The organism is Erythrobacter crassostreae, from assembly GCF_019204045.1.
Taxonomy (GTDB): Bacteria; Pseudomonadota; Alphaproteobacteria; order Sphingomonadales; family Sphingomonadaceae; genus Erythrobacter; species Erythrobacter crassostreae.
In genome coordinates, this window is record NZ_JAGSPC010000001.1 from 576,907 (window position 1) to 597,762 (window position 20,856).

Genomic DNA, 20,856 nt, shown 5'->3' on the forward strand with positions numbered 1-20,856 from the left:
GTCATCGTGGCCAAATCAGGCTGCCGACTGAAGAATCGAAACCGTGGTTTCGATAAACGACCAGCCAAACCAGTCCATACAGCACAATGCTGCCCGCAAAAAGGGCAGCCGCATTTGCATGGACCGCAGAGGGGATGAGCGCGAACAAAATAGCGAGAGCAATCAGATATGCGATGAGACCTGCAAGACGGCAGAACATTGCAGAAGTTTCGAGACCCGAAGTGCTCAAAATTGATGTTCCTGCGAGAAAATGAACTACAATTCCCGCCTGAGCAAGAAGCATTAGAAACAGGAGGAAGAACCCCTCACCTTCGGGGAAAGCGTATAGATAGTCGATTACGACGTAAGCCGGAATTGCGACCAATAGCAGCAAGAACCCCGGGATAGCGCCCAACACAAGCGCCTTGCGATTGGTCGCCAAGACAGCCTCGCGGTCATGCTGGGCGAATGCTCGCGAAAAATCACCAATGGTAGTCCAATTGCTGATTGTCGCTGGCAGTGTCACTAGGTTGGCGATGCGCCTAAGAATATTATAAGCTCCCAACTGAGCTGGAGACAAGAATAGGCCGCCAATTACGATATCAATCTGTGCCCACGCAAGACCGAGAACGGCTGACCCCCAAAAAGCACCCTGCCATCGACCGGCACCGCTGCCATCACCGAAATATTGTTGGCGGAAGTGATGAAACGCCAGAAAGGCAATCACAAAAATCGTGAAAGCCGCCAACAAAATGCAAACGCCAATCAGCACCAGTGTTGCAGGCTGAGCCATAGCTTGAACGACCACAAAAAATGCAACGGCGAGCGCCAAGAGCTGTGGGACAGCATCCCGTTGAAACATAGAATAGCCTTGATAGCCAATGGCATAGACAATGCTTGACAGATTGATGTTGAGATTCATCAAATATGCCAGCCCCAGCAACAGGGCGAAATCCCCTTGCGCGATGCCCCATAGTTCAAGCGAAGCCGATGCTATAGGTATCGATGCAATCGCAAAGAAACCAGCGCAAATCGCGGCAGGCCATAGAACAACCATGGCAGCGGTATAGCCCAAACCAACCCCATCCTTGCCCCAGCGGTCGGCGATCGACAGTTCTTTCATCAGGTAGACCGGCATACCGAGAGAAACGAAGCTGCTCGTTACCGCTGCCATTGCCCATATCAGCACAAAACTACCATAGTCCTCTATTCCGAGGATCAGGGCGAGAAGCAGCATAGCACCAAAGTTGGAGAGAACAGTCACGCCTCGGATAGCATAGATTTGGATGCCATCCCTGAGCACATCAGTCACAGATTGGAGGTTCAAGCGTTCCATATCAGCAAGATTTTGGTTCAATCGCTATTTCGAGGGAACAGAAGAGCGCTACGAGGAACGTCGATCTTTCGAACGCTTAGCAGGTCGATACCCGCCCGCAAGGTATCTTTGCAAGTATGAGCCGTCCCCTCAACCATCTCGAGAAGCTAGATTTTAGAAGCCCAGGCAGGATTGCCTTTTTTCAAAGACGTTATATCGCTACAGCCATGACGGTTCGGGCAGATAGGCGCCGCGTTCCCACCCAATGCTCCGGTCAAGCCCGGGCGCAGGGCTTTCAGATCTGGGTAAAGCGCCGCGTCAAAGATAAGCGACCTCATTGATTGAGAATCATTAGTTCTTTCGCGAAATGGGCAGCTCGGCTTACGCTTGTAATTGCCATTATCGGTTGTTTGTGGTGGTCGCTTTCGCCGAACCCGCCGCCCTTGCCAGGCGACCCCTCGGATTTTTATGTCCACGTGGCGGCGTTTGCCGGTTTCACGCTAGTCGCGCGCATCGCTTTGAACAGTCTTTCCCACCACAAACTGTTTCTTGGTTTGGCGATGCTTGGCGGAGCGATCGAGGTTGCTCAGGCATACCCGGGTTTGCAAAGGCAACCCAGTATGATCGATTGGCTCGCTGACATTATTGGAATCGCGATAATACTGATTCTGATCAAGGGGGCGAGTTATCTGCGGAACTGGCTTTTCACGTCTCCAAAGACTCTAAATAAACCATCAAGCGCGGATGTGGCAAAAAGCCAGAAACAGTGACAAATGCGGCGCTTGCACAAAACTCATGTTACTTGTAGCCGCATCAGGGTTTGCGGACGCTTCGTCCATTGCTGTTGGGACAAGCAGTCATGTCGAATACTATAGTTTCTACGTCGCCAACGGTAGGCGGCTCGATGCTATCAAATGAGAGCCTTCAGTTGCTTTTGTATTTGATGGCAGGGTTGGGAAATCCGGCTGTGATCTGGATTGTGATCCGTGGTCAGTCAGAAAGCGCTCCGTTATTCATTAACACGATCATTGCCCTAGCAATTGCGATCATAGTCGCTTGGCGCGCGCTGACCCGTCTCCGCGAATACGCCAAAGCGAGGCAGCTTTCGTACGTGTTTCCAATTAACATGCTTGCATTTGGCGGCGTACTTGCCGCGATTGCGGTGTTACGCTCTTCGTATTCAGTTTCGCTTTTCGTATCGGGAGCGATGGGAGCGATTATTGTCAGTTACATGCTGACTGTTTACAATCGCCGCTTGCGCCGCCCTCATTATATCGTCGGCGGCGGAAGATCAGCGGAAATCCGGGTCGAGGGTCAATTTGCGCCTGCACCAGATCTCGTGGAGCTCGAAAGTCTGGTCGAGGCAGGGCGTCTCAATGGCGCACTTGTAGCTGATCTGCATCACGATCACCCCAATGAGTGGGAAAGGCTGTTTGCCAAGGCTGCACTCGCCGGTGTGCCAGTCTACCACTACCGCCAGGTGGCCGAAATGCAGAGCGGTCAGGTGAAGATCACCCACCTTGCCGAAAACGACCTCGGCTCGCTCATCCCGAATGTCCCCTACATGGCAACGAAGCGCGCGATCGACGTGATCGGATCGCTCTTACTGCTGCCGTTTCTGTTGGTCGCATTTGTCATTATCGCGGCATTGATACGGCTCGATTCCGCTGGCAATCCAATCTTCCTACAAGAGCGCGTCGGCTTTCGCGGGCGCACTTTCAAAATGATCAAGTTCCGCACAATGCGACCGCGCGGTCCGATTGAAGATGAAACCGCTCAACGCAATGATGCAATGACAAAATCCGATGATGATCGCATTACGCGACTTGGGCATTTCCTGCGTAAGACCCGCATCGACGAACTGCCTCAAGTCTTCAATATTCTCCGCGGTGAAATGAGCTGGATCGGCCCGCGCCCTGAAGCAAAATCGCTTTCAACGTGGTACGAATCCGAGCTGCCCTTTTATTCGTACCGCCATATCGTTCGGCCAGGTGTGACCGGGTGGGCGCAGGTAACACAGGGCCACGTAACTGACGTATCCGATGTGAACTCGAAACTTCGGTTTGATTTCTATTACGTCAAGAACATCTCGCTCTGGCTCGATTTCCTAATCGTTTTGAAGACATTCCGCGTCATACTGACTGGCACCGGCGCGAAATGACACGTATCCGCTAAGCCAGAAACGAGACCCAATCCTTGCGCACTGTACTTATCACCGGAACCGCCGGATTTATCGGCTTCCACCTTGCAAAGCTGCTTTTGGCAGAGGGTTTCCGCGTGGTCGGCTTCGACGGGCTGACCGACTATTACGATGTCCGCTTGAAAGAGCGCAGGCATCAGATGCTGATGCAGAACCAGCATTTCAAAGCCAAAGTCGGCATGCTCGAAGATTTCGATACATTGCGCGAATTGATGATGGCGGAAAAGCCGGATGTGATCGTCCACCTCGCTGCACAAGCAGGCGTGCGGTACAGTCTTGAGAATCCGCGTGCCTATATGGATGCCAACGTCACCGGCACATTCAACGTGATGGAATGCGCGCGCGAACTGGGCGTCGATCATTTGCTGATGGCATCAACGAGTTCAGTCTATGGCGCGAACGAGGAAATGCCGTTTAACGAGCGCGAGAAATGCGACACACAGCTCACGCTTTACGCCGCTACCAAAAAAGCCAATGAAGCGATGGCGCATTCCTACGCCCACCTTTGGAATTTGCCGACCACCATGTTCCGGTTCTTTACCGTCTATGGCCCGTGGGGCCGGCCAGACATGGCGCTGTTCAAATTTACCAAGGGCATCTTGGATGGCACCCCGATCGACATTTACAACAATGGCGAAATGTTCCGCGACTTTACCTATATAACCGATCTGGTGCGCGGCATCCGCCTATTGATTGATGCAGTTCCTGTCCGGCCAGACAGCGCAGACGACATTGATGATTTTGATAGCCTTTCCCCGGTCGCCCCGTGGCGGATCGTCAATATCGGGAACAGCGAGAAAGTCCGCTTGATGGACTATATCAGCGCAATCGAAGCCGAATGCGGGCAAGAAGCGATCAAAAACTTCATGCCGATGCAGAAAGGCGACGTTCCTGCGACATGGGCCGATGCAACCCTGCTGCACGAGCTCACGGGATACAGGCCCGAAACGGGCGTGCAGGAAGGCATTCGCCAATTTGTGGCTTGGTACCGCGACTATTATTCTAAATAGGGCTGCGTAAGCTTCGTGCGGTTTAGCCCTCTGGCCCTTCAGCCTTTGGACCGATCACGGGTGCATCCTCTTCACCCGGCAGCGGCTGATTGCGCTCTCGCTCCAGCCGCTCAAGATATTCGCGTTCAATCTGTTCAACACGGCCCTGCTCGGCAGCGGCATCTTCATCGATGGTCGAAAGGCGCTCCTGCCGCGCTTGCTCAATGAGCTGCCCAAAACGGACTGTTTCCGCCTCGCTTTTCTCAGCATAAGCGGCATCGATAAACTGCTGCGTGCAGCCGGTGAAACCGCCCGCACCGGCAGGAGAGCAACTCATCGCGCCAGATTGGGTAATGTACCGAAGCGTTTCAACTTCGCCGCGTCGCGCAGTATTCTGCGGGGAATCGCTCTGACGCAGATTTGAGGGAATACGATAGCGTTCAGCCTCAACGAGGATTTCACAAACGACAATTTCATTCTCGCCTGCTTCGGGGCATTCATCTTCGTCATAGGCGATGACCATGTTGACCTTGTCACCGGCCTTGTCCTGCGCGGCCGCCGGTGTAGCGGCAATGGCAGCTGCGCTGGCAATTCCGATGGCAGTGGCGGCAGATTTGAACAGTTTGGTCATCGACAGAATCCTCGGATTTCAGGAGCGCAGCACGCATTCACGTACTCTAACATAATCGCTCTCGTAGTCCCATTCCGCTGAATTGCCCATGAATTGCTGCGGGCGTCTGTTTACGATGGGAGGCGTTGTAAATCGTCGGCAAATTCGGCGTGGTTAGCAATATGTTGAGCATATTGAGCCAATGGGCCTGGTATGAATGCTCCATTCCAACCTTCCGTCGGTGCAATTGACGCGCCTGATGCCCAGCAGCGAGAGCGGATCGTGGTGGTCGGCCTTGGCTATGTTGGCCTGCCGGTCGCGGTCGCGTTGGCCGAACGGCTTGGCCCAAACGGGACAGATGTTGTCGGTTTCGACATTTCGAAGCACCGGATCGAAACCCTGCGCGCTGGCAGCGACTTCACGCGGGAAATTGACAACAGCAGACTTGCTGCGTGCGGTCTCGACGTCACGGACAACCCGGAGGTTCTTGCCGGGGCAACCGCCGTTATCGTCACGGTGCCGACGCCAATCACCAAAGAGCGCCGCCCTGACCTTACGCCGCTGAAAAAGGCATGCGAAACAATCGGGCCGCGACTGCAAAAAGGCGCATTGGTGGTTTTCGAATCCACCGTCTTTCCCGGAGCAACCGAAGAGTATTGCGGGCCTTTGCTCGAGCAGCATTCCGGCCTGGCCCAGGGGCGGGATTTCACGCTCGGCTATAGCCCGGAGCGGATTAATCCGGGCGATACCGTTCACCGGCTTGAAACCATCACCAAAATCATTGCCGCTGAGAATGATGACGCGCTGGCGCGAATGCGGGCCATCTACGGCGCAATTGTCGATGTTGGCTTGCATGAAGCCCCCAGCATCAAAGTGGCCGAGGCTGCAAAGGTAATCGAGAACACGCAGCGAGATCTGAACATCGCTCTTATGAACGAGATCGCGTTGATTTTTGACCGGATGGATATCAGTACCAGTGACGTCTTGGCGGCAGCAGGTACCAAATGGAATTTCCTGCCCTTTACGCCCGGCCTCGTCGGCGGGCACTGTATCGGTGTTGACCCATACTACCTGACGGCGGCGGCGGAACGGCTCGACTACCGGCCAGAAGTTATCCTTGCCGGGCGCCGGATTAACGATTCCATGGGTGAAGCAGTGGCGCAGAAGACTGTGAAACTGCTCGCTTCCCAAGGCGTCGCGTTTGGCAAAGCGCGAGTTGGCGTGTTGGGTTTGACGTTCAAGGAAGATGTACCGGACATTCGCAATTCCAAGGTACCCGATGTAGTCGCCGAGCTGCGCGAATATGGTGTGAAGCCGATGGTGGCTGACCCCCTGGCATCGTCTGAAGAGACACAGCACGAATACGGGATCAAACTAACCCCGTGCAACGATTTGACCAAGCTGGACGCGCTGATCCTGGCGGTGAATCACGCTGAGTATGTCGCTGATCAACCCGCGTTGATCGCGCGGATCAAACCGGGCGGCGTTCTGGTGGACGTGAAATCCGCGCTAAACCGCGAAGGTGTACCGAATGGTGTGACGTACTGGAGTTTGTGATTTTTCCGCACTCCATCCGGGTGCGATATACTCGCTCATGCGGCCCAAAGGCCCCGTCGCTGCGGGCGGGCGATCGCCCTTGCGGTGCTTCGCACCGACCTTTTAAACTCTCTCGCTAACTTTGATCGCGATTTTGCAGCCCAAACGAATTGCGCCTGACAGCAGCGGATAAGCCGGAGCCTGCTCTGCGCCATTTGCTAGGGCCGCATCGCGGTGCTCGAGTTCTTCCTCGCGGAAGGTTTCGATCATCTCGGCCAATTCCGGCTCGGAATCGGTTTCAGCCAGCCGCTCAAGCTGCTCCGAATAATGCTTGTCGATCTCTGTTTCGACCGCAGCCGTACAGGCCATCGCCGCTTTGGGTCCGAGCAATGCAGTGCCCGCACCAAGAGCATAGCCAGCAGCCGACCAAAATGGGTGGAGCGCCGTCGGGCGCACGCCGCGTTCCGCCATCAGCGCATCAAATTTCGCGCGGTGAACCTCTTCCTGCTCGGCCATATGGCGAATTTCTGCGGAATGCGGTCCGCGATCACCCATAACTGCCAATTGGCCTTCGTAGATGCGCGTTGCGCCAAATTCGCCAGCCTGATCGACACGGATCATGCGGTGGAGTTCATCTCTGTTCATAGTGCCTTCTCTTTGCCTGTGGCTCTAACGCTTAACGCCAAGATGGCGATCCCGCCCAGTGTTGAGAAGAGGAAATTCCATCCAGCGAGCGAAATTCCGAACAGGCTCCACGGGGCAACATCGCAGCGGACAATGGGCGCAGCCGCAGGGTTCATCACATCAACAGCGCTGCCCAAGGTTGCGCAACCTGTGATCCCTTCCCACCAGCCATATTCAACGCCGGCATGAAATCCGCCGATAAGGCCCGAAGTCAGAATCGCGAGGCCAGCCAAAGCCGTCCAAACCTGTGCCGGTTTTTGGAACAGCGCGAAAACACCCGCGCCCAATGCAGCAAAATGAGGCCAGCGTTGCCACCAGCACATTTCGCACGGGAACAATCCGAAGCCATATTCGGAGATATACGCCCCGCCCAGCAATCCGGCGGAGATCGCAATTGCGAGAAATTGAGCCTGCTTCACACCTGTCATGACAGGCTATCTAGGCCGCTTACTTGACCAGCGCTACCGAACTCTTAGTCGTCCGGCGCAAGGTTTCGAGAGCATAGTGAAGCTGGAAATCCTCGATACCGGCCTCTTCGAGCTGCTCGGAAGTGAGTTTGAAGCGCGGATCATCGATCTGGTCGAGCTCCATTTCCTCATCCTTCACGCCGAGTTCATTGATCAGGTGCCCGCGAAGGTCGCTTTCACGCGTCAGGTATTTCTGGCGCAGAGCAAGATCGGGATCGCTGATCTGCGGTACAGTGATATCGGGTTTGATCCCGCCTTCCTGCACTGAATGTCCTTTTGGCGTGAAATAACGCGCCGTTGTCAGTTTCAGCGCGGCATCGCGGCCCAATGGCAAGAGCGACTGCACAGACCCTTTGCCGAAACTGCGCTCACCCATCACGAGCGCGCGGCGGTGATCTTGCAGCGCGCCCGCAACGATTTCAGAAGCAGAGGCAGAGCCAGCATCGATCAGCACGATAACTGGTACGTCTTCCGCCATATCGCCGCGGAAAACGGTCTCGGCATCATACAACAGCGTTTCACCGCGTGCCCGGCCCCGCTGCGACACAATCCGGCCTTCATCAAGGAACAGATCCGACAATGCGACCGCTTCATCCAGCGAACCGCCCGGATTGGAGCGCAAATCGAGGACCAGTCCGCCAACGCGGCCCGTCGCCTCTTCCTGAATCTTGGTCCATGCGCGGAATACATCTGCACCGACATCGGCAGAGAATTCATTGACCGTAATGAGGCCGATGTTGCCCGAAGACAGCTCGAAAGTGACCGGCTCAAGCTCGATCACGCCGCGTGTCACGGTTAGCTCAAGCGGCACTTCGCGGCCTGGGCGGAAAATGGTCAGGTCGATCGACGTACCCGCTTTACCTCGCATCTGGGCGACAGCATCGTCCAGATCGCCGCCGACGATGAGTTCACCATTGAGGTGCGTGATGAAATCACCCGCTTTGATACCTTCTTTGTCGGCAGGGCTGCCTTTGAACGGTGAAATTACTTTCACCGCGCCGTCTTCCATCACGACGGACAGACCGAGACCCGAATAATTGCCGTCGATCATGGTGTTGAGACGTTGCAACGCGCTGCCATCGAGATAGCCAGAATGCGGATCGAGCGCCGTGAGCATCCCGTCGATCATGCCGCGCGTCAGCACTTCATCATCGACCGGCTCGACATAGCTCGCCTTGATACGTTGATAGACCGCGAAGACTTTCGCAAATTCTGGATCACCGCGCGCGTCGCCTTGGGCGACTACGGTGGTGGTGGTTGCCAATACGGCGCCAGCGGCGACGAGGGCGGTGTTGCGCAGCAATGCAGCGATCTTCATGTGATTCACGGCTCCTTCTCAGGGCGATAGGTATAGGAAGCGCAATCTGAACGCCAGATAACTATGCGATGCGGATAAACCCGTCCCGCGTCGGGGCAAGCGGGCCTCTACGAATGAACGACAGAAGCCGGTTAACCGAGGAACTGGAGCGGATTGACCGCTTCGCCTTCGCGCCGAAGCTCGATTGTGATCGAAGGTTCTTCGGTGTCTGCGACGCCGAGCGGACTGCCACCGATCACCTCATCGCCAACCTCCGCATTGATTCGCGCCAAGCCTGTAACGAGGCTGGTCCAGCCGCCTGCATGTTCGATAATCACGATGCTGCCATAGCCGCGGTAAGGCCCGGCGAACGCAATTCTGCCCTCAGCCGGCGACACAACTTGAGCGCCCGCAGCGGGAGCCAGCGACAATCCAGTGCTGCGCAATCCGCTGTCTCGCATCTCGCCGAAACCAGCGATGGTGCGCCCCTGAACTGGCAATTGAAAACCGCGCGGCGGCGCAGAAGCCGTTGTCGGTGTGGCAGACGGTGTCGGATCAGGTGTCACAGGCGCTGAACCCGTTGTCGCTGCAGCCAAATCGGATGGACGTAGGACCGGTCCTGATAGTGCGGCAAGTTCGCGCCGGAGGCCCGAAGCTGCATCAATTTCGCCCATCAACCCATCGAGATCGCGGGCTTCCTCTGCCAATGCGAGCGCCCTTTCGCTTTCCCGCGTCGCGCTGCTGCGGGCATCGCGCGAAGCAAGCCTCTGGCGCGTTTCAAGCTGGGCAAGCTCCGCTCGTTTGGATTGCAACTCCTGCTCTTTCTCGCGCAAATTCTCCAGCGAAAGAGCAGCCTGTCTTTCAAGCCGCCGCCCCTCTTCGAGCTCGCCGCGCAATGCCGATGTGCGCTGGCGAATTTCCGGAACAGCACTGTCCAACACAGCGCGGACATAGACCAGATCTTTCAGAGATCCGGGTTGCAGCGCCGACAAGGATAGCGGCCTGCGCGCTGTTGTTTGCAATGCGCCAGTCAGCCTGACAAGCGGCTCCTGACGTTTGGAGAGCCTTTGTGACAGGGCCGCGCGATCCGTTTGCGCCAGCGAATACCGCGCCCGCGCTGCTGAAATGTCAGCCTCGGCGCGTTGCACTTGCGCGGCGAGCGATGCTGCCTCGCGCGCTGTCTTGTCAGCCGCCTCATCGGCTTGTTCTGCTTCACGGGACAGGCGCAGTGCCCTGGCTTCGGCGCTTTGGCTTTCACGCGTCGCGCGCTCCAGCTGAGCCTGCGCCTCTTCCGGCTGCAGCAAGCCGACATCACGCTGCGCAGTGCCGGTTGGCACAAACGCGGATAGCGCCATCAGAGCGGCACCGGTTGAAGCAGCAATAAGAGCAAAGCGTTTCGCCATATCGCTACCCTGCCCGATGATAGGGATGTCCTGCAAGAATGCTTGTTGCGCGGTACAGCTGTTCCATCACCATCGCTCGCGCCAAAAGATGCGGCCATGTCGCCGGGCCAAAGGCGAGCAGCAGGTCTGCGTCCGCGCGTTCTGCATCGGAATGACCATCTGCCGCACCTAGGATAAAACGGGTTTCCCGCATTCCGTCATCGCGCCAACGCCCAAGGGTTTCGGCAAGCTTTTCAGATGCCATCGCCTTGCCGCGCTCATCAAGCAGCACGGTTTTGTAGGGCGTCTGAGGATCAGGAATTTTGCCGCCGGTTTCCGGCAATTCGGTTAGCTTTACCGGCCAAGTCAGCCGCTTTTCATACCGCGCAACCAACTCTGCTTCAGGCGAACGGGCGATTTTACCGCGAGCGATGACGTGAAGGAGCAAAGCTTTGAGTCCTTTGTTTGCGCACGCCATCCGGCGCGCGATGTCCTCGGGCCTGTCGACCATGCGGGCGGGCGGTCGCCCTTGCGGCGCTGCGCGCCGTGCTCCGCAGCTTTACCTCACCTTTCGCGCTGGCTCGAAACCGACAGGTTTCGCAAGGCCGACCGGCCACCCGAGCTTATGCGAGGAAGCCAAGTGCGCCGGATGGCCCACGCCCGTCGCTTAAGGGCGTAAAAAGAAAACCTACGCTCTTCCCTGCTGCGGTTCGCCGCCTTCGAAGGACCACATGCGTTCAAGATTATAGAACGTGCGCACTTCGGGGCGGAACAGGTGGATCACCACATCGCCTGCATCGACCAGAACCCAGTCAGCCTGGGGCAGACCCTCGATCCGGACAGGGCCGTGACCGGCGCGTTTGACCGTTTCAGAAAGTTTCTGAGCAATCGAGGCAACCTGTCGCGTCGAACGACCGCTGGCGATCACCATAAAGTCGGCGACCGAGCTTTTGCCTTCGAGCGGGATCGAGACGATTTCTTGCGCCTGATCATCGTCCAGCTGGCTCAAGACCAGATCGTGAAGTTCGTGTTTAGCCATTTCAGCTGCTGCCATCGATTGTGCTGCTTTGTTTGCGGATGCGCCGGGATTGGCCGACGCGGATTGTGCCTGTGTCATAGGCGGACATAAGTCTCCAGTAGGAAGGATGAAAATGGTGACCGACAGGCCGTTTGGCAAGAAAGTTCAATTGAGCGCTTATGCAGCTACTCATGAATCCTCGCTCGAAATCACATGCCTGAAAGTCAGCCGATCGCGCGCCGGTGCACCTCGATATTGCAAGGCCCAATCTGCGTTACCCCGGCGGATGGCCGTGGCAGAACGTGGGTCCGGATCGAAACGCAAAAACACCAGTGCCGGTGCGCTCCATTGCCCCGTGTTACGGAATTTGGCTGCAGACACGGTATAGCGCCTGAGCCATGCCATGGCGGGGCTCGCCAAAGCATCCGCGTTATAGCCGGGCCTTGCGATAACCGCAATCGGCATCATCCGCGCGATCCTGCGCCATTCTTTCCAGCGGTGAAAATCGGCCAGATTGTCTGAACCCATCAGCCACACAAACTCGCGTTTGGGATAGCGCCGTTTCAGCTTTGCGAGCGTGTTCACGGTGTAGCGAGTGCCCAGATGCTGCTCAATCGCGGTTGGCACAATTGGCGCGCGGCGTGCCTGAACTTCTGCAGACTTTAGCCGCGCTGACAGCGGCGCCATTCCCGCCTTTGGCTTCAACGGATTACCGGGCGAAACGAGCCACCACGCCTCATCCAGACCAAGCGCATCAATCGTAAAACGCGTGATTCGCCGATGGCCACCATGCGCAGGATTGAAACTGCCACCAAGAAGTCCGGTTCGGATCAGTGTTTGGCTCCAATATCAGGGACGCGCTTGTCCCGTCCCTCTCACCAGCCATTTATAGGTCGTCAATCCTTCGAGCGCCACAGGTCCACGTGCGTGCAAGCGTCCGGTCGCAATGCCGATCTCTGCGCCAAGCCCGAATTCTCTGCCATCCGCAAATTGTGACGAGGCGTTGTGCATCACAATGGCGCTATCGACGTAGGTAAGGAAGTGCTCAGCGGCGGCATCATCTGACGTCACGATGACGTCAGTATGTGCGGAGGAATGACGGGCAATATGCTCGAGCGCGTCGTCCATCGTGTCGACAATGCCTACCGACAGAACGGCGTCGAGATATTCGGTGCCCCAATCATCGGCGCTCGCAGGGAATATCCGTGTATCGAGCGCTTGGGCTCTCCCGTCACCGCGCAGTTCGCAGCCTGCATCGAGTAGGGAGGCAACCAACGCACCAGGCTCCGCAAAACCGGCATCGATCAACAGAGTCTCCATCGCCCCGCAAATCCCAGTGCGTCGCATTTTTGCATTGAGCGCGATTGTCTTTGCCATCTCGGCGTCAGCGGCGGAATGGATATAGGTATGATTGATGCCATCAAGATGCGCGAGCACCGGAACACGCGCATCGGATTGAACACGCGCGACGAGGCTCCTCCCCCCCCGCGGTACAATCATATCGATCAACCCAGCCGCCGTCAGCATCGAACCGACTGCCGCACGGTCCTGTGTTGGGATCAGTTGAACCGCCTTACTTGGTACGCCGCCCTCTTCGAGACCTGCCGTCAATGCGGCAAGGATTGCGCGGTTCGAATGCACAGCTTCACTGCCGCCGCGCAGCAGGGCCGCGTTGCCAGCCCGAACACACAGTGCGGCGGCGTCTGCGGTCACATTGGGGCGGCTTTCATAGATGATCCCGATCGTACCGATGGGCACACGGACGCGCGACATTTTGAGGCCGTTAGGGCGCTGGGACGATTCGATCACTTGGCCAACGGGATCAGGTAGGCCAGCAACCGCTTCAACACCTGCCGCAATGCTTTCAAGACGGTCTTTATCGAGCGCCAATCGGTCGAGCATGGCAGGCGAAAGCCCACTATCCTGCGCGGCGGCTAGATCTTTCGCGTTGGCCTCCAGAATTGACCCGCTTTCAGCCCTCAAACGCTGCGCCGAACATGTCAAAGCGGATGCCCGCGCCTCGCTCGACATGGCGGCAAGCTGCCGCTGGGCTGCACGCCCCTCACAGGCGAGCTTTTCGATCAAAGCATCAGCGTCGATCACAGCAGAGGCACCGGGTTGAATTGTCATACTTAACATGTGGAGGCTTAACGCGAGCGGTGCAATTCGTTTTGCGGCAAAGTCGGGATGATCACTTGCTGGAGTGTGCGGCGAATCGCTTTGACTGAACCGTCAAGATTCGCGAAAAACCGCCAAAAACTGAACGCAAGGCTCATGAATTCTGCAGGCAATTTTGCGCACATTGCGGGCAAATGAACGACTCATCGCGATTCGCAGTCAGCTCAACCGAAGCGTGAATACATGGATTCGACCCCCTCCCCCTGCTCGGTTACCAAGCGGTCAGAAAACGAGATCAAGAAATCCGGGGCCGCTTTGTCACAATCAAAATCTGCAAAGCCGTGGGGTGAACGGCTCAAGAAGTGGTTCCCTGAGCGCGAGTTTTTTATGCGCTCGCAAGGTCATGTGCGCTTCATCAAAATTTCGCCGAGCCTTCAAATGGGCGCCGCTGGTGCCGTGGCAGCGCTTGCCCTCGTTTGGGGCAGTTCGATGGGCGTTATGGCTTGGAACAAGTACCAGGCCGAAGCCGACCTCGCTTCATTTCAGGATGAAAAAGCCCGCATCGCAAGCACACAGGAACGGCTTGATGCCTATGGCAACGATCTCGATAGCGTTGTTGACGACCTCGATGCGCGTCAGGAATTTCTCGAAGAAATGGCGCGCATGCTGCCCGAGGATGTGCGCGACACCGATACCAATGTAACCGATTCCAGCGCTGAGGCGGCCGAAACCATCAAGAAGGTGGGCGAGGTTATCCCGCAGGCCCGCGGCCTCGCAGAAATTGAAGCGCGCCAGCTTGCCCTCGTTGAGAAGCTGACATTGTTTGCCGATGACCGTGCGAAACGGGCCGAAGCGGCACTACGCAAACTTCAGCTAGACCCACGTATGATGACCCGCAATGTGGTTACGCAATCCGGAGTGGGTGGCCCGCTCGAGGTGCTTGCGACCTCATCGGATGGCTCGATCGATCCTCGCTTTGAGCGGCTAGGCCTTAGTCTGTCGCGCATGAACGCGCTTGAGCGTGCCCTCGCCGGTGTGCCTCAAGTTGTTCCTGCCAGCGTTACCAAGATCACATCGAACTTCGGATACCGCCGCGACCCGTTCAATGGCGGCGGCGCGATGCATAACGGGATTGATTTCAAAGGCGCTTACGGCTCTCCGATCTTTGCGGCAGCCTCTGGCGAGGTTGTGTTTGCAGGTTGGAAAGGCGGTTATGGCAAGACCGTTGAGATCAAGCACGAAAACGGATTGATGACCCGCTATGCCCATATGTCCCGCCTTAGTGTGACAATCGGGCAATCTGTCGATGCCGGAGCAACGCTTGGCGGTTTGGGCAATACAGGCCGTTCAACGGGGCCGCATTTGCATTTCGAAGTCCGCATCAACAACCGCCCGATTAACCCACGCCCGTTCCTGGAGGCAGCCCCCGATGTTCTCAAAGAAGTCCGCGGAGCCGGCGCGCTCCGCTCAAACCCCGCGACCGGTGAGTAAGCCAATGGCCAACAACAATTCTACATTTTCGGTCATCGGTTCCGACATCAATATCAAGGGCAATATCACTGCCTCTGCTGACCTGCATGTTGACGGCACGATCGAAGGCGACATTAAATGCGCTTCGTTGGTTCAGGGCGAAAGCAGCCAGGTCAATGGCGGCGTAACCGCTGACACCGCCCGCCTTGCCGGCCGTGTGACTGGTTCGATCACAGCCAAAGAACTCGTGATTTTGAAGACAGCCAAAATCGAGGGTGATGTGCACTATGATGCGCTTACAATCGAGCAAGGCGCACAGGTCGATGGCCGCTTTGCACCCAATGCTCGTCGCCGTGAGGCAGACAGCAAACCCGCTTCATCAAAAGCTACTGCCGCCTCGGATGTGCAATCGGAGTTGCAGATCGCCAAGTAACCGCGCGATCCAGGCACAATTCAAAAGCGCCGCGTCTCCGATTGGAGCGCGGCGCTTTTGATTCAACTCTCGAAAACGCAAAGCGTCAAAGCACTTCGGCGCGCAAAGCTTTACGGTCCAGCTTGCCAATGATCGTTTTGGGCAATTCGTCCCTGATGACGACTTCGTCAACGCGCTCATGCTTGCCGATCCGTTCGTTCAGCCAAGCGCGCAGAGCATCGGCCTCTATATCACCGCCTGCTTCCAACGTGACAAACGCACGCGGAGCCTCACCGCGATATTCATCGGGCACGCCGATGACCAGCGCCTCTTTGACGGCTTCGTGTTCCACGATCACGTCTTCGACCTGACTTGGGAAAACCTTGAACCCGCCAACCGCGATCATGTCTTTGATCCGGTCGACAATTTTGAGAAACCCTTCTTCATCCATGATCGCAACATCGCCTGTGCGGAGCCATTTCTTACCGTCGTGCTCAGCGAAGGTCTCATTCTCGATATCGGGCTTGTTCCAGTAACCCCGCATGATCTGCGGACCATGAATGCCAAGTTCGCCCGGTACACCTTCGGGTGCGAGCTTTGTCGGGTCTTCCTTATCCAGCAGGATGATCTCTGTACCAGCGACCACTTGCCCGATTGTGCCCTTCTTGCGGGTGCCCTCATATGGATTGACCGAGACGACGCCCGAGCTTTCGGTGAGGCCATATCCTTCGACCACACGGACGCCCGTAATCTCTTCGAATTTGGTATGGACCGGCGCGGGCATTGGCGCCCCGCCGGAAATGCACACCTTGAGCGACGAAAGATCCGTCTTGGCCAGATCAGGGTGATCCAGCATGGCCTGAAACATTGTCGGCACGCCGGGGAAACCGGTTGCCTTGTGTTTGGCAATGGTCTGCAGAACCTGCTTCGTTTCGAACCGCGGGACCATCGCGATCGAAGCACCGCTTACAACCGCATGATTCAGCAAGGCCGCGTTGGCAAAAACGTGAAAGAACGGCAGCGCACCCATGAATACTTCTTGGCGAGGGTTGCCAAACGGATTGATCGCCGCAATTTGCTGCGCGTTCATGACCAATTGGCTGTGGCCAAGCATCGCGCCTTTGGGTCGCCCGGTCGTACCGCCAGTATATTGCAGCAGCGCGAGGTCTACTGCCGGATCGATCACCACATCGGGCGCGGGCTTTGCCGGTGTGCAATCGGCCCATGACAGGATCCGAGGCCCGTAACCCACTGTCGCGATCTGGCTGCGCTTGAACAGTTTCAAGGCCGTGCCTTTGATCCAAGGCAACATATCCGAAAGCCTACCGACGATCAGCGTTTCCAGATCAGATTCGGCCAGAACTTCTTCGGCGGTTTCAAACAGTTCAGGCACGTCGAGCGTAACGAGTACGCGGGTACCGCTATCGCCGACCTGCCATGAAAGTTCTTCAACCGAATAGAGCGGCGAGTAATTCACAACGACCGCTCCCGCCATCATCGCCCCATAATAGGCAGAGGCATAAATCGGAACATTGGGCAAAAACAGTCCGACACGGTCGCCCTTTTTCACGCCAATATCGGCGAGGCCGGCGGCAAAACGCTGCGCTTCTTCGTACATCTCGCCATAAGAATACGTGCGGCCAAGGAAGTGCAGGAAAGGCGCATCGGGATCATGCGCCACTGTCCGCCCAAACATTTCGGGCAGGCTCATCAATTCAAATTCGGCATCCCAAGGGGTCGGGTGATGGTAGGAGGCTTTATTGACATTCATGTCAGTAGACATGGCCGATCACCCGATTTTTCACAAGTAAAACCGGCTCGCAAAGCGCGAGAATTTGCTGTCTTGATCTGGAGTGATCGGGCGCACCACGCTGGGTGCGCCCATTACCAATCCGGTATCCGCTTACTCAGCGGGAGTTTCGCCGTCTTCTTTAGGTGTTTCATCCCCATCCACGTCGGCGTCTACGGCGGCATCTTCGGCTGGCGCTCCAGGCTCAGCCGCAGGTTCTGCTTCGGGATTGGAAGCGACAAAGCCGCTCTCTGGATCAATCAAATCCGCGCCACTTTCTTCCGCTTCGCGTTTCGCAGCCAACCATGCTTCGGCTTCGGCTTCTTGCGCGGCCTGTGCAGCAGCTTTGACGTTGGCTTCGCGCTCTGCACGCAGCTCATCGATCAGCTTGTCTTTATCGCTGCGGGAATCGGCATTTTCGACCGGTTCGACTTCTTCCGTGATGCCAGCGCGCTTGGCGGCCTTGGCAACAACCGCATCGAGCTCGCGCTGCGAACACAGGCCTAGAGTCACCGGATCTTTCGGCTGGATGTTCTGGATGTTCCAGTGGGTCCGCTCACGGATCGCACCGATCGTGTTGCGCGTGGTTCCAATGAGCTTGCCGATCTGCGCATCCGAAATTTCGGGGTGGTTGCGCAGGACCCAAGCGATGCCATCAGGTTTGTCCTGACGTTTGGACACAGGCGTGTAGCGCGGACCCTTTGTGCGGGTTACTTCAACCGGCGCCTTGTGCATTTTGAGCGAGTAGGTTTCGTCTGCCTGACCCAACTCGATCTCTTGCAGCGTCAATTCGCCGGCGTGGACCGGATCGCGGCCGGTATATTTGCTGCCCGCGAGGTCATCAGCCATTGCCTGCACTTCAAGGATATGAAGGCCGCAAAATTCGGCAATCTGCTCAAATGAAAGACCGGTGTGATCAACCAGCCATGTCGCGGTTGCATGCGGCATCAGCGGAGTGGGCTGAGTGTTGGCCTGCGCCATAATTATCTCCGTAAAAAATAGAAGAGCCGCCCCTTTCGGAGCGGCCATTGCACCTGAGCAGATAGGGGAAAGGCCGGCATTGAGCAAGCGAAAGCCGATGCTCTGCAAATTCGGCGGCCCGCGAACAGCCAATCCGCGCCCGGAACTGCGCCCCAGAAACGCTCGCGGCCCTCAATTCTTCCTTAAGGCCTTTGCCCTAAACATCTAAACTTCAACGGGTTTTTGTGGCGAAGGGTTATCAGCATGCACACGATCTATCGCAGAGTTCTGCCAATTCTTGCCATTCCGCTGCTGACCGCATGCGGAGGCAAAGACTTCGTTGTGAAGGTAGATGCCTCTGCCGAACGCGTCGCAGCTGCATCCAAACAATTGAACCCCAACAGCCTGACAAGCGCGGCAGGTGTTCGCCCGGTCAAAATCGTGCGCGAAACCGGCGCAGATTTCCACGCTGTCCGCTACACCCTTCCAAATCCGGACGGCGAAGCAGGCGAAGTGCTGTTTTACATGACCGAAGAGACAGCGGGACGCACAACAATCGACGTTACGGTCGATTTACCCCTGGTAACCCGCGAGACGGCGGCGGGCACGGAATATTTGTCCGAGCCAGAGATCGAAAAAGCGCTCCGAGCGGCGATGCGGAGCTGGGACAGCGACATTGAGAAAGGCAACTCCACCGCCGGATCCGGCGAGGAAGTGGCCGAGGTTATCTCGCTCGCCGCGATTGGCATGCAAGACCTTGAGCAGTTTGAAACGCTCGCTACCACCGCGCTTTATCAGCGGCACCTTAGCGACGCTGCGCAGGCCAATTGGTCGTCTACCACCGATGATTGGGGCGGCGAAGAAGGCGAAACGAGCTGGGCGTATGACAGCGAAGGCGAAGACAATTTCGCCTACGAAGAGGCCTCAACCGAAGGCGGCGGGTGGGGCGACGATTCTTACTAACCGTTGCAACCGATAGACTTCAGGCCATCGGTGCGAAACCGGGCAGGGCTTCGATCCGGGTGATCCATGCCCTTAGGTGCCTGAAACTGCGAAGCGCGAAACCGCCCTCTTCCGCCAGATGCGTGTAAGGAAACAAGGCGATATCCGCGAGCGATACGCTATCACCGCTCAGAAAATCGCGGCCCGCCAAATGCTCGTCCATCACGCGCAGAGCATCGTTCCCTGCGGATCGCTTTGTCTCTATTTGCGCCCGCTGGCGATCTGAAAGATTGGCTTCGCCCACGAACCGCATCCAAAACCGCAGCGTCGCCAAATTGGGTTCATGATTATACTGTTCAAAGAACATCCAGCGCAGCATATCAGCCTGGCCAAGCCGGTCTTGCGGGATCAAACGCGAACCATGGGCCAGATACCAACACACAGCATTGCTTTCAGGCAGAAAGCGGGACTGTCCTCCACCGTCGATTTGCAGAACGGGAATGCGCCCGTTCAAATTGACATTTTCCAGAAAATCTTCCGTCCGCGTCTCCCCGGCGAGAATATCATATTGCTTCGTTTCAAGCGGGGTGCTCAACAGCGCCGCTGTCAGCTTGATCTTATAGCAATTCCCGCTGCAGGGATCTTCATGCAGTGTGTATCGTTCAGACATCGGCGACCTGTAGCACGATTTTACCGATATGTTCGCCAGCTTCCATCCGGGCATGCGCCGCGGCGGCTGCGTCGAGCGGGAATGTCTGGTCCATCACCGGAGCAAGCTCGCCGGACGTGAAGAGCGGCCATGCATTGACGGAAATCTCATCGGCAAGCGCGGTCTTGAATGCATCAGAGCGCGGCCGCAGGGTTGATCCAGTGAGCGTCAAACGCCGCATCATCACCATCGGTATGAACAGTTCCGCCTTTGCTCCGCCCAGAACGGCGATGGTCACATGGCGGCCATCTTCGGCAAGGCATTGCAGATTGCGCGGCACATAGTCGCCCGACACCATATCTAGGACTATGTTCACGCCTTCGCCGCCGGTATGTGCCTTCACCGCCTCGACAAAATCAGCCTCACGATAATTGATCGCAAGGTCCGCGCCGACTTTGCGCGCAGCCTCGCATTTGGCTTCATCGCCGCAGGTCACGATCACTTCGATATCAAACGCTTTGGCCAGCATGATCGCCATCGTTCCAATGCCGCTCGTGCCGCCATGGACCAGCAATCGCTCTCCATCACGGGCCAATCCGCGCTCGAACACATTATGCCACACGGTGAAGAGTGTTTCAGGCAGCGCCGCTGCTGATTTGAGATCCAGACCATCCGGAACAGGCAAACAGTGCCCCCATGGCGCCGTGCAATATTCCGCATACCCACCGCCTGGTGTCAGCGCGGCGACCTTTTGGTCAAGCATTTCTGGGGGAACGTCGCTGCCTACGGCGACCACTTCGCCAGCCACTTCCAGACCAAGGATTGGCGAAGCACCGGGAGGCGCCGGATAATGTCCGGCACGCTGAATGCAATCCGGACGGTTCACTCCGGCATAGGCAACGCGGATCAAAACATCGCTCGCGCCCAGTTCAGGAAGCGCAATCTGCTCTGGCTTTAGAACGTCTGGCCCACCCCGCTCCGCAAAACCAATCGCCGCCATAGTTTCCGGCAGTACCGGACTTTGCTTTTCCACCATCAA

The 20,856-nt window shown here is 56.9% G+C and carries 21 protein-coding genes; 6 read left to right on the forward strand and 15 right to left on the reverse strand.

From position 1 onward, the window contains the following. Position 1: 1 nt before the first annotated feature. On the reverse strand, positions 2–1,315 hold the full coding sequence (locus KCG46_RS02890) for an MATE family efflux transporter (protein WP_218403831.1): 1,314 nt from the start codon (positions 1,313–1,315) through the stop codon (positions 2–4). Between the two features lie 838 nt (positions 1,316–2,153). Here KCG46_RS02890 and KCG46_RS02895 point away from each other — a divergent pair. Together KCG46_RS02895 and KCG46_RS02900 are read left to right on the forward strand one after the other, a co-directional pair. Continuing rightward, positions 2,154–3,455 carry a sugar transferase gene (locus KCG46_RS02895; protein ID WP_218403832.1) on the forward strand — a complete coding sequence of 434 codons (1,302 nt, stop codon included), beginning with the start codon at positions 2,154–2,156 and terminating at the stop codon, positions 3,453–3,455. Between the two features lie 35 nt (positions 3,456–3,490). Beyond that, entirely contained in the window at positions 3,491–4,504 is a 1,014-nt protein-coding gene (locus KCG46_RS02900) for a GDP-mannose 4,6-dehydratase (protein WP_218403833.1), read from the forward strand. A 22-nt stretch (positions 4,505–4,526) separates the two neighbouring features. Here KCG46_RS02900 and KCG46_RS02905 read toward each other — a convergent pair whose 3' ends face one another. Next, entirely contained in the window at positions 4,527–5,114 is a 588-nt protein-coding gene (locus KCG46_RS02905) for a hypothetical protein (protein ID WP_218403834.1), read from the reverse strand. A gap of 192 nt (positions 5,115–5,306) precedes the next feature. On the opposite strand from KCG46_RS02905, the gene KCG46_RS02910 reads away from it, so the two are divergent. Next, positions 5,307–6,650 (forward strand): nucleotide sugar dehydrogenase, encoded by a 1,344-nt coding sequence (locus tag KCG46_RS02910; RefSeq protein ID WP_218403835.1) that lies wholly within the window; start codon positions 5,307–5,309, stop codon positions 6,648–6,650. Positions 6,651–6,752: 102 nt separating this feature from the next. Here KCG46_RS02910 and KCG46_RS02915 read toward each other — a convergent pair whose 3' ends face one another. From KCG46_RS02915 to KCG46_RS12580, 9 genes are all read right to left on the reverse strand, one after another. Further along, positions 6,753–7,274, reverse strand: a complete 522-nt coding sequence (locus KCG46_RS02915) for a demethoxyubiquinone hydroxylase family protein (protein WP_218403836.1) — start codon at positions 7,272–7,274, stop codon at positions 6,753–6,755. Next, on the reverse strand, positions 7,271–7,741 hold the full coding sequence (locus KCG46_RS02920) for a disulfide bond formation protein B (protein ID WP_218403837.1): 471 nt from the start codon (positions 7,739–7,741) through the stop codon (positions 7,271–7,273). The genes KCG46_RS02915 and KCG46_RS02920 overlap by 4 nt, the downstream gene beginning before the upstream one ends. A 19-nt stretch (positions 7,742–7,760) precedes the next feature. After that, complete coding sequence (locus KCG46_RS02925; RefSeq protein ID WP_218403838.1) at positions 7,761–9,098, reverse strand: S41 family peptidase; 1,338 nt, start codon at positions 9,096–9,098, stop codon at positions 7,761–7,763. Positions 9,099–9,229: 131 nt separating this feature from the next. Next, on the reverse strand, positions 9,230–10,480 hold the full coding sequence (locus KCG46_RS02930; protein WP_218403839.1) for a murein hydrolase activator EnvC family protein: 1,251 nt from the start codon (positions 10,478–10,480) through the stop codon (positions 9,230–9,232). A 4-nt stretch (positions 10,481–10,484) separates the two neighbouring features. Beyond that, positions 10,485–10,907 (reverse strand): 23S rRNA (pseudouridine(1915)-N(3))-methyltransferase RlmH, encoded by a 423-nt coding sequence (locus KCG46_RS02935; RefSeq protein WP_218405263.1) that lies wholly within the window; start codon positions 10,905–10,907, stop codon positions 10,485–10,487. A 240-nt stretch (positions 10,908–11,147) separates the two neighbouring features. Continuing rightward, entirely contained in the window at positions 11,148–11,576 is a 429-nt protein-coding gene (gene rsfS, locus KCG46_RS02940) for a ribosome silencing factor (protein ID WP_218403840.1), read from the reverse strand. 90 nt (positions 11,577–11,666) lie between these two features. Continuing rightward, a complete protein-coding gene (locus tag KCG46_RS02945; protein ID WP_218405264.1) occupies positions 11,667–12,308 on the reverse strand; it encodes a nicotinate-nucleotide adenylyltransferase in 642 nt (213 codons plus the stop codon). An 18-nt stretch (positions 12,309–12,326) separates the two neighbouring features. Beyond that, entirely contained in the window at positions 12,327–13,607 is a 1,281-nt protein-coding gene (locus KCG46_RS02950) for a glutamate-5-semialdehyde dehydrogenase (protein ID WP_218403841.1), read from the reverse strand. A gap of 17 nt (positions 13,608–13,624) precedes the next feature. After that, positions 13,625–13,753 (reverse strand): hypothetical protein, encoded by a 129-nt coding sequence (locus tag KCG46_RS12580; RefSeq protein ID WP_255551734.1) that lies wholly within the window; start codon positions 13,751–13,753, stop codon positions 13,625–13,627. An 85-nt stretch (positions 13,754–13,838) separates the two neighbouring features. Between KCG46_RS12580 and KCG46_RS02955 the strand changes: the two genes are divergently transcribed. Together KCG46_RS02955 and KCG46_RS02960 are read left to right on the forward strand one after the other, a co-directional pair. Then, positions 13,839–15,086, forward strand: coding sequence for a M23 family metallopeptidase (locus tag KCG46_RS02955; RefSeq protein WP_255551735.1), 1,248 nt, complete (start codon positions 13,839–13,841; stop codon positions 15,084–15,086). 4 nt (positions 15,087–15,090) lie between these two features. Further along, on the forward strand, positions 15,091–15,498 hold the full coding sequence (locus tag KCG46_RS02960) for a bactofilin family protein (RefSeq protein WP_218403842.1): 408 nt from the start codon (positions 15,091–15,093) through the stop codon (positions 15,496–15,498). A gap of 85 nt (positions 15,499–15,583) precedes the next feature. On the opposite strand, the gene KCG46_RS02965 is transcribed toward KCG46_RS02960, so the two are convergent. Further along, entirely contained in the window at positions 15,584–17,248 is a 1,665-nt protein-coding gene (locus KCG46_RS02965; protein WP_218403843.1) for a long-chain-fatty-acid--CoA ligase, read from the reverse strand. A 132-nt stretch (positions 17,249–17,380) separates the two neighbouring features. Next, a complete protein-coding gene (locus KCG46_RS02970; RefSeq protein WP_218405266.1) occupies positions 17,381–18,247 on the reverse strand; it encodes a DUF1013 domain-containing protein in 867 nt (288 codons plus the stop codon). A 243-nt stretch (positions 18,248–18,490) separates the two neighbouring features. Between KCG46_RS02970 and KCG46_RS02975 the strand changes: the two genes are divergently transcribed. Next, on the forward strand, positions 18,491–19,189 hold the full coding sequence (locus KCG46_RS02975) for a hypothetical protein (protein ID WP_218403844.1): 699 nt from the start codon (positions 18,491–18,493) through the stop codon (positions 19,187–19,189). Between the two features lie 19 nt (positions 19,190–19,208). Here the strand turns inward: KCG46_RS02975 and KCG46_RS02980 are convergent, their stop codons facing one another. Together KCG46_RS02980 and KCG46_RS02985 are read right to left on the reverse strand one after the other, a co-directional pair. Further along, on the reverse strand, positions 19,209–19,838 hold the full coding sequence (locus KCG46_RS02980) for a glutathione S-transferase family protein (protein ID WP_218403845.1): 630 nt from the start codon (positions 19,836–19,838) through the stop codon (positions 19,209–19,211). Beyond that, the gene (locus KCG46_RS02985) at positions 19,831–20,817 is read right to left on the reverse strand and encodes an NAD(P)H-quinone oxidoreductase (RefSeq protein WP_218405267.1); all 987 of its coding nucleotides are present in this window, start codon (positions 20,815–20,817) and stop codon (positions 19,831–19,833) included. The genes KCG46_RS02980 and KCG46_RS02985 overlap by 8 nt, the downstream gene beginning before the upstream one ends. Positions 20,818–20,856: the final 39 nt, after the last annotated feature.

What these genes read in the sequence shown, in the direction of transcription:
- KCG46_RS02890 (WP_218403831.1), bottom strand. Translation starts at nt 1,315, where the DNA reads ATGGAACGCTTGAACCTCCAATCTGTGACTGATGTGCTCAGGGATGGC.
- KCG46_RS02895 (WP_218403832.1), top strand. Translation starts at nt 2,154, where the DNA reads ATGTCGAATACTATAGTTTCTACGTCGCCAACGGTAGGCGGCTCGATG.
- KCG46_RS02905 (WP_218403834.1), bottom strand. Translation starts at nt 5,114, where the DNA reads ATGACCAAACTGTTCAAATCTGCCGCCACTGCCATCGGAATTGCCAGC.
- KCG46_RS02910 (WP_218403835.1), top strand. Translation starts at nt 5,307, where the DNA reads ATGAATGCTCCATTCCAACCTTCCGTCGGTGCAATTGACGCGCCTGAT.
- KCG46_RS02915 (WP_218403836.1), bottom strand. Translation starts at nt 7,274, where the DNA reads ATGAACAGAGATGAACTCCACCGCATGATCCGTGTCGATCAGGCTGGC.
- KCG46_RS02920 (WP_218403837.1), bottom strand. Translation starts at nt 7,741, where the DNA reads ATGACAGGTGTGAAGCAGGCTCAATTTCTCGCAATTGCGATCTCCGCC.
- KCG46_RS02925 (WP_218403838.1), bottom strand. Translation starts at nt 9,098, where the DNA reads ATGAAGATCGCTGCATTGCTGCGCAACACCGCCCTCGTCGCCGCTGGC.
- KCG46_RS02930 (WP_218403839.1), bottom strand. Translation starts at nt 10,480, where the DNA reads ATGGCGAAACGCTTTGCTCTTATTGCTGCTTCAACCGGTGCCGCTCTG.
- rsfS (WP_218403840.1), bottom strand. Translation starts at nt 11,576, where the DNA reads ATGACACAGGCACAATCCGCGTCGGCCAATCCCGGCGCATCCGCAAAC.
- KCG46_RS02950 (WP_218403841.1), bottom strand. Translation starts at nt 13,607, where the DNA reads ATGACAATTCAACCCGGTGCCTCTGCTGTGATCGACGCTGATGCTTTG.
- KCG46_RS12580 (WP_255551734.1), bottom strand. Translation starts at nt 13,753, where the DNA reads ATGAGCCTTGCGTTCAGTTTTTGGCGGTTTTTCGCGAATCTTGACGGT.
- KCG46_RS02955 (WP_255551735.1), top strand. Translation starts at nt 13,839, where the DNA reads ATGGATTCGACCCCCTCCCCCTGCTCGGTTACCAAGCGGTCAGAAAAC.
- KCG46_RS02960 (WP_218403842.1), top strand. Translation starts at nt 15,091, where the DNA reads ATGGCCAACAACAATTCTACATTTTCGGTCATCGGTTCCGACATCAAT.
- KCG46_RS02965 (WP_218403843.1), bottom strand. Translation starts at nt 17,248, where the DNA reads ATGAATGTCAATAAAGCCTCCTACCATCACCCGACCCCTTGGGATGCC.
- KCG46_RS02970 (WP_218405266.1), bottom strand. Translation starts at nt 18,247, where the DNA reads ATGGCGCAGGCCAACACTCAGCCCACTCCGCTGATGCCGCATGCAACC.
- KCG46_RS02975 (WP_218403844.1), top strand. Translation starts at nt 18,491, where the DNA reads ATGCACACGATCTATCGCAGAGTTCTGCCAATTCTTGCCATTCCGCTG.
- KCG46_RS02980 (WP_218403845.1), bottom strand. Translation starts at nt 19,838, where the DNA reads ATGTCTGAACGATACACACTGCATGAAGATCCCTGCAGCGGGAATTGC.
- KCG46_RS02985 (WP_218405267.1), bottom strand. Translation starts at nt 20,817, where the DNA reads ATGGCGGCGATTGGTTTTGCGGAGCGGGGTGGGCCAGACGTTCTAAAG.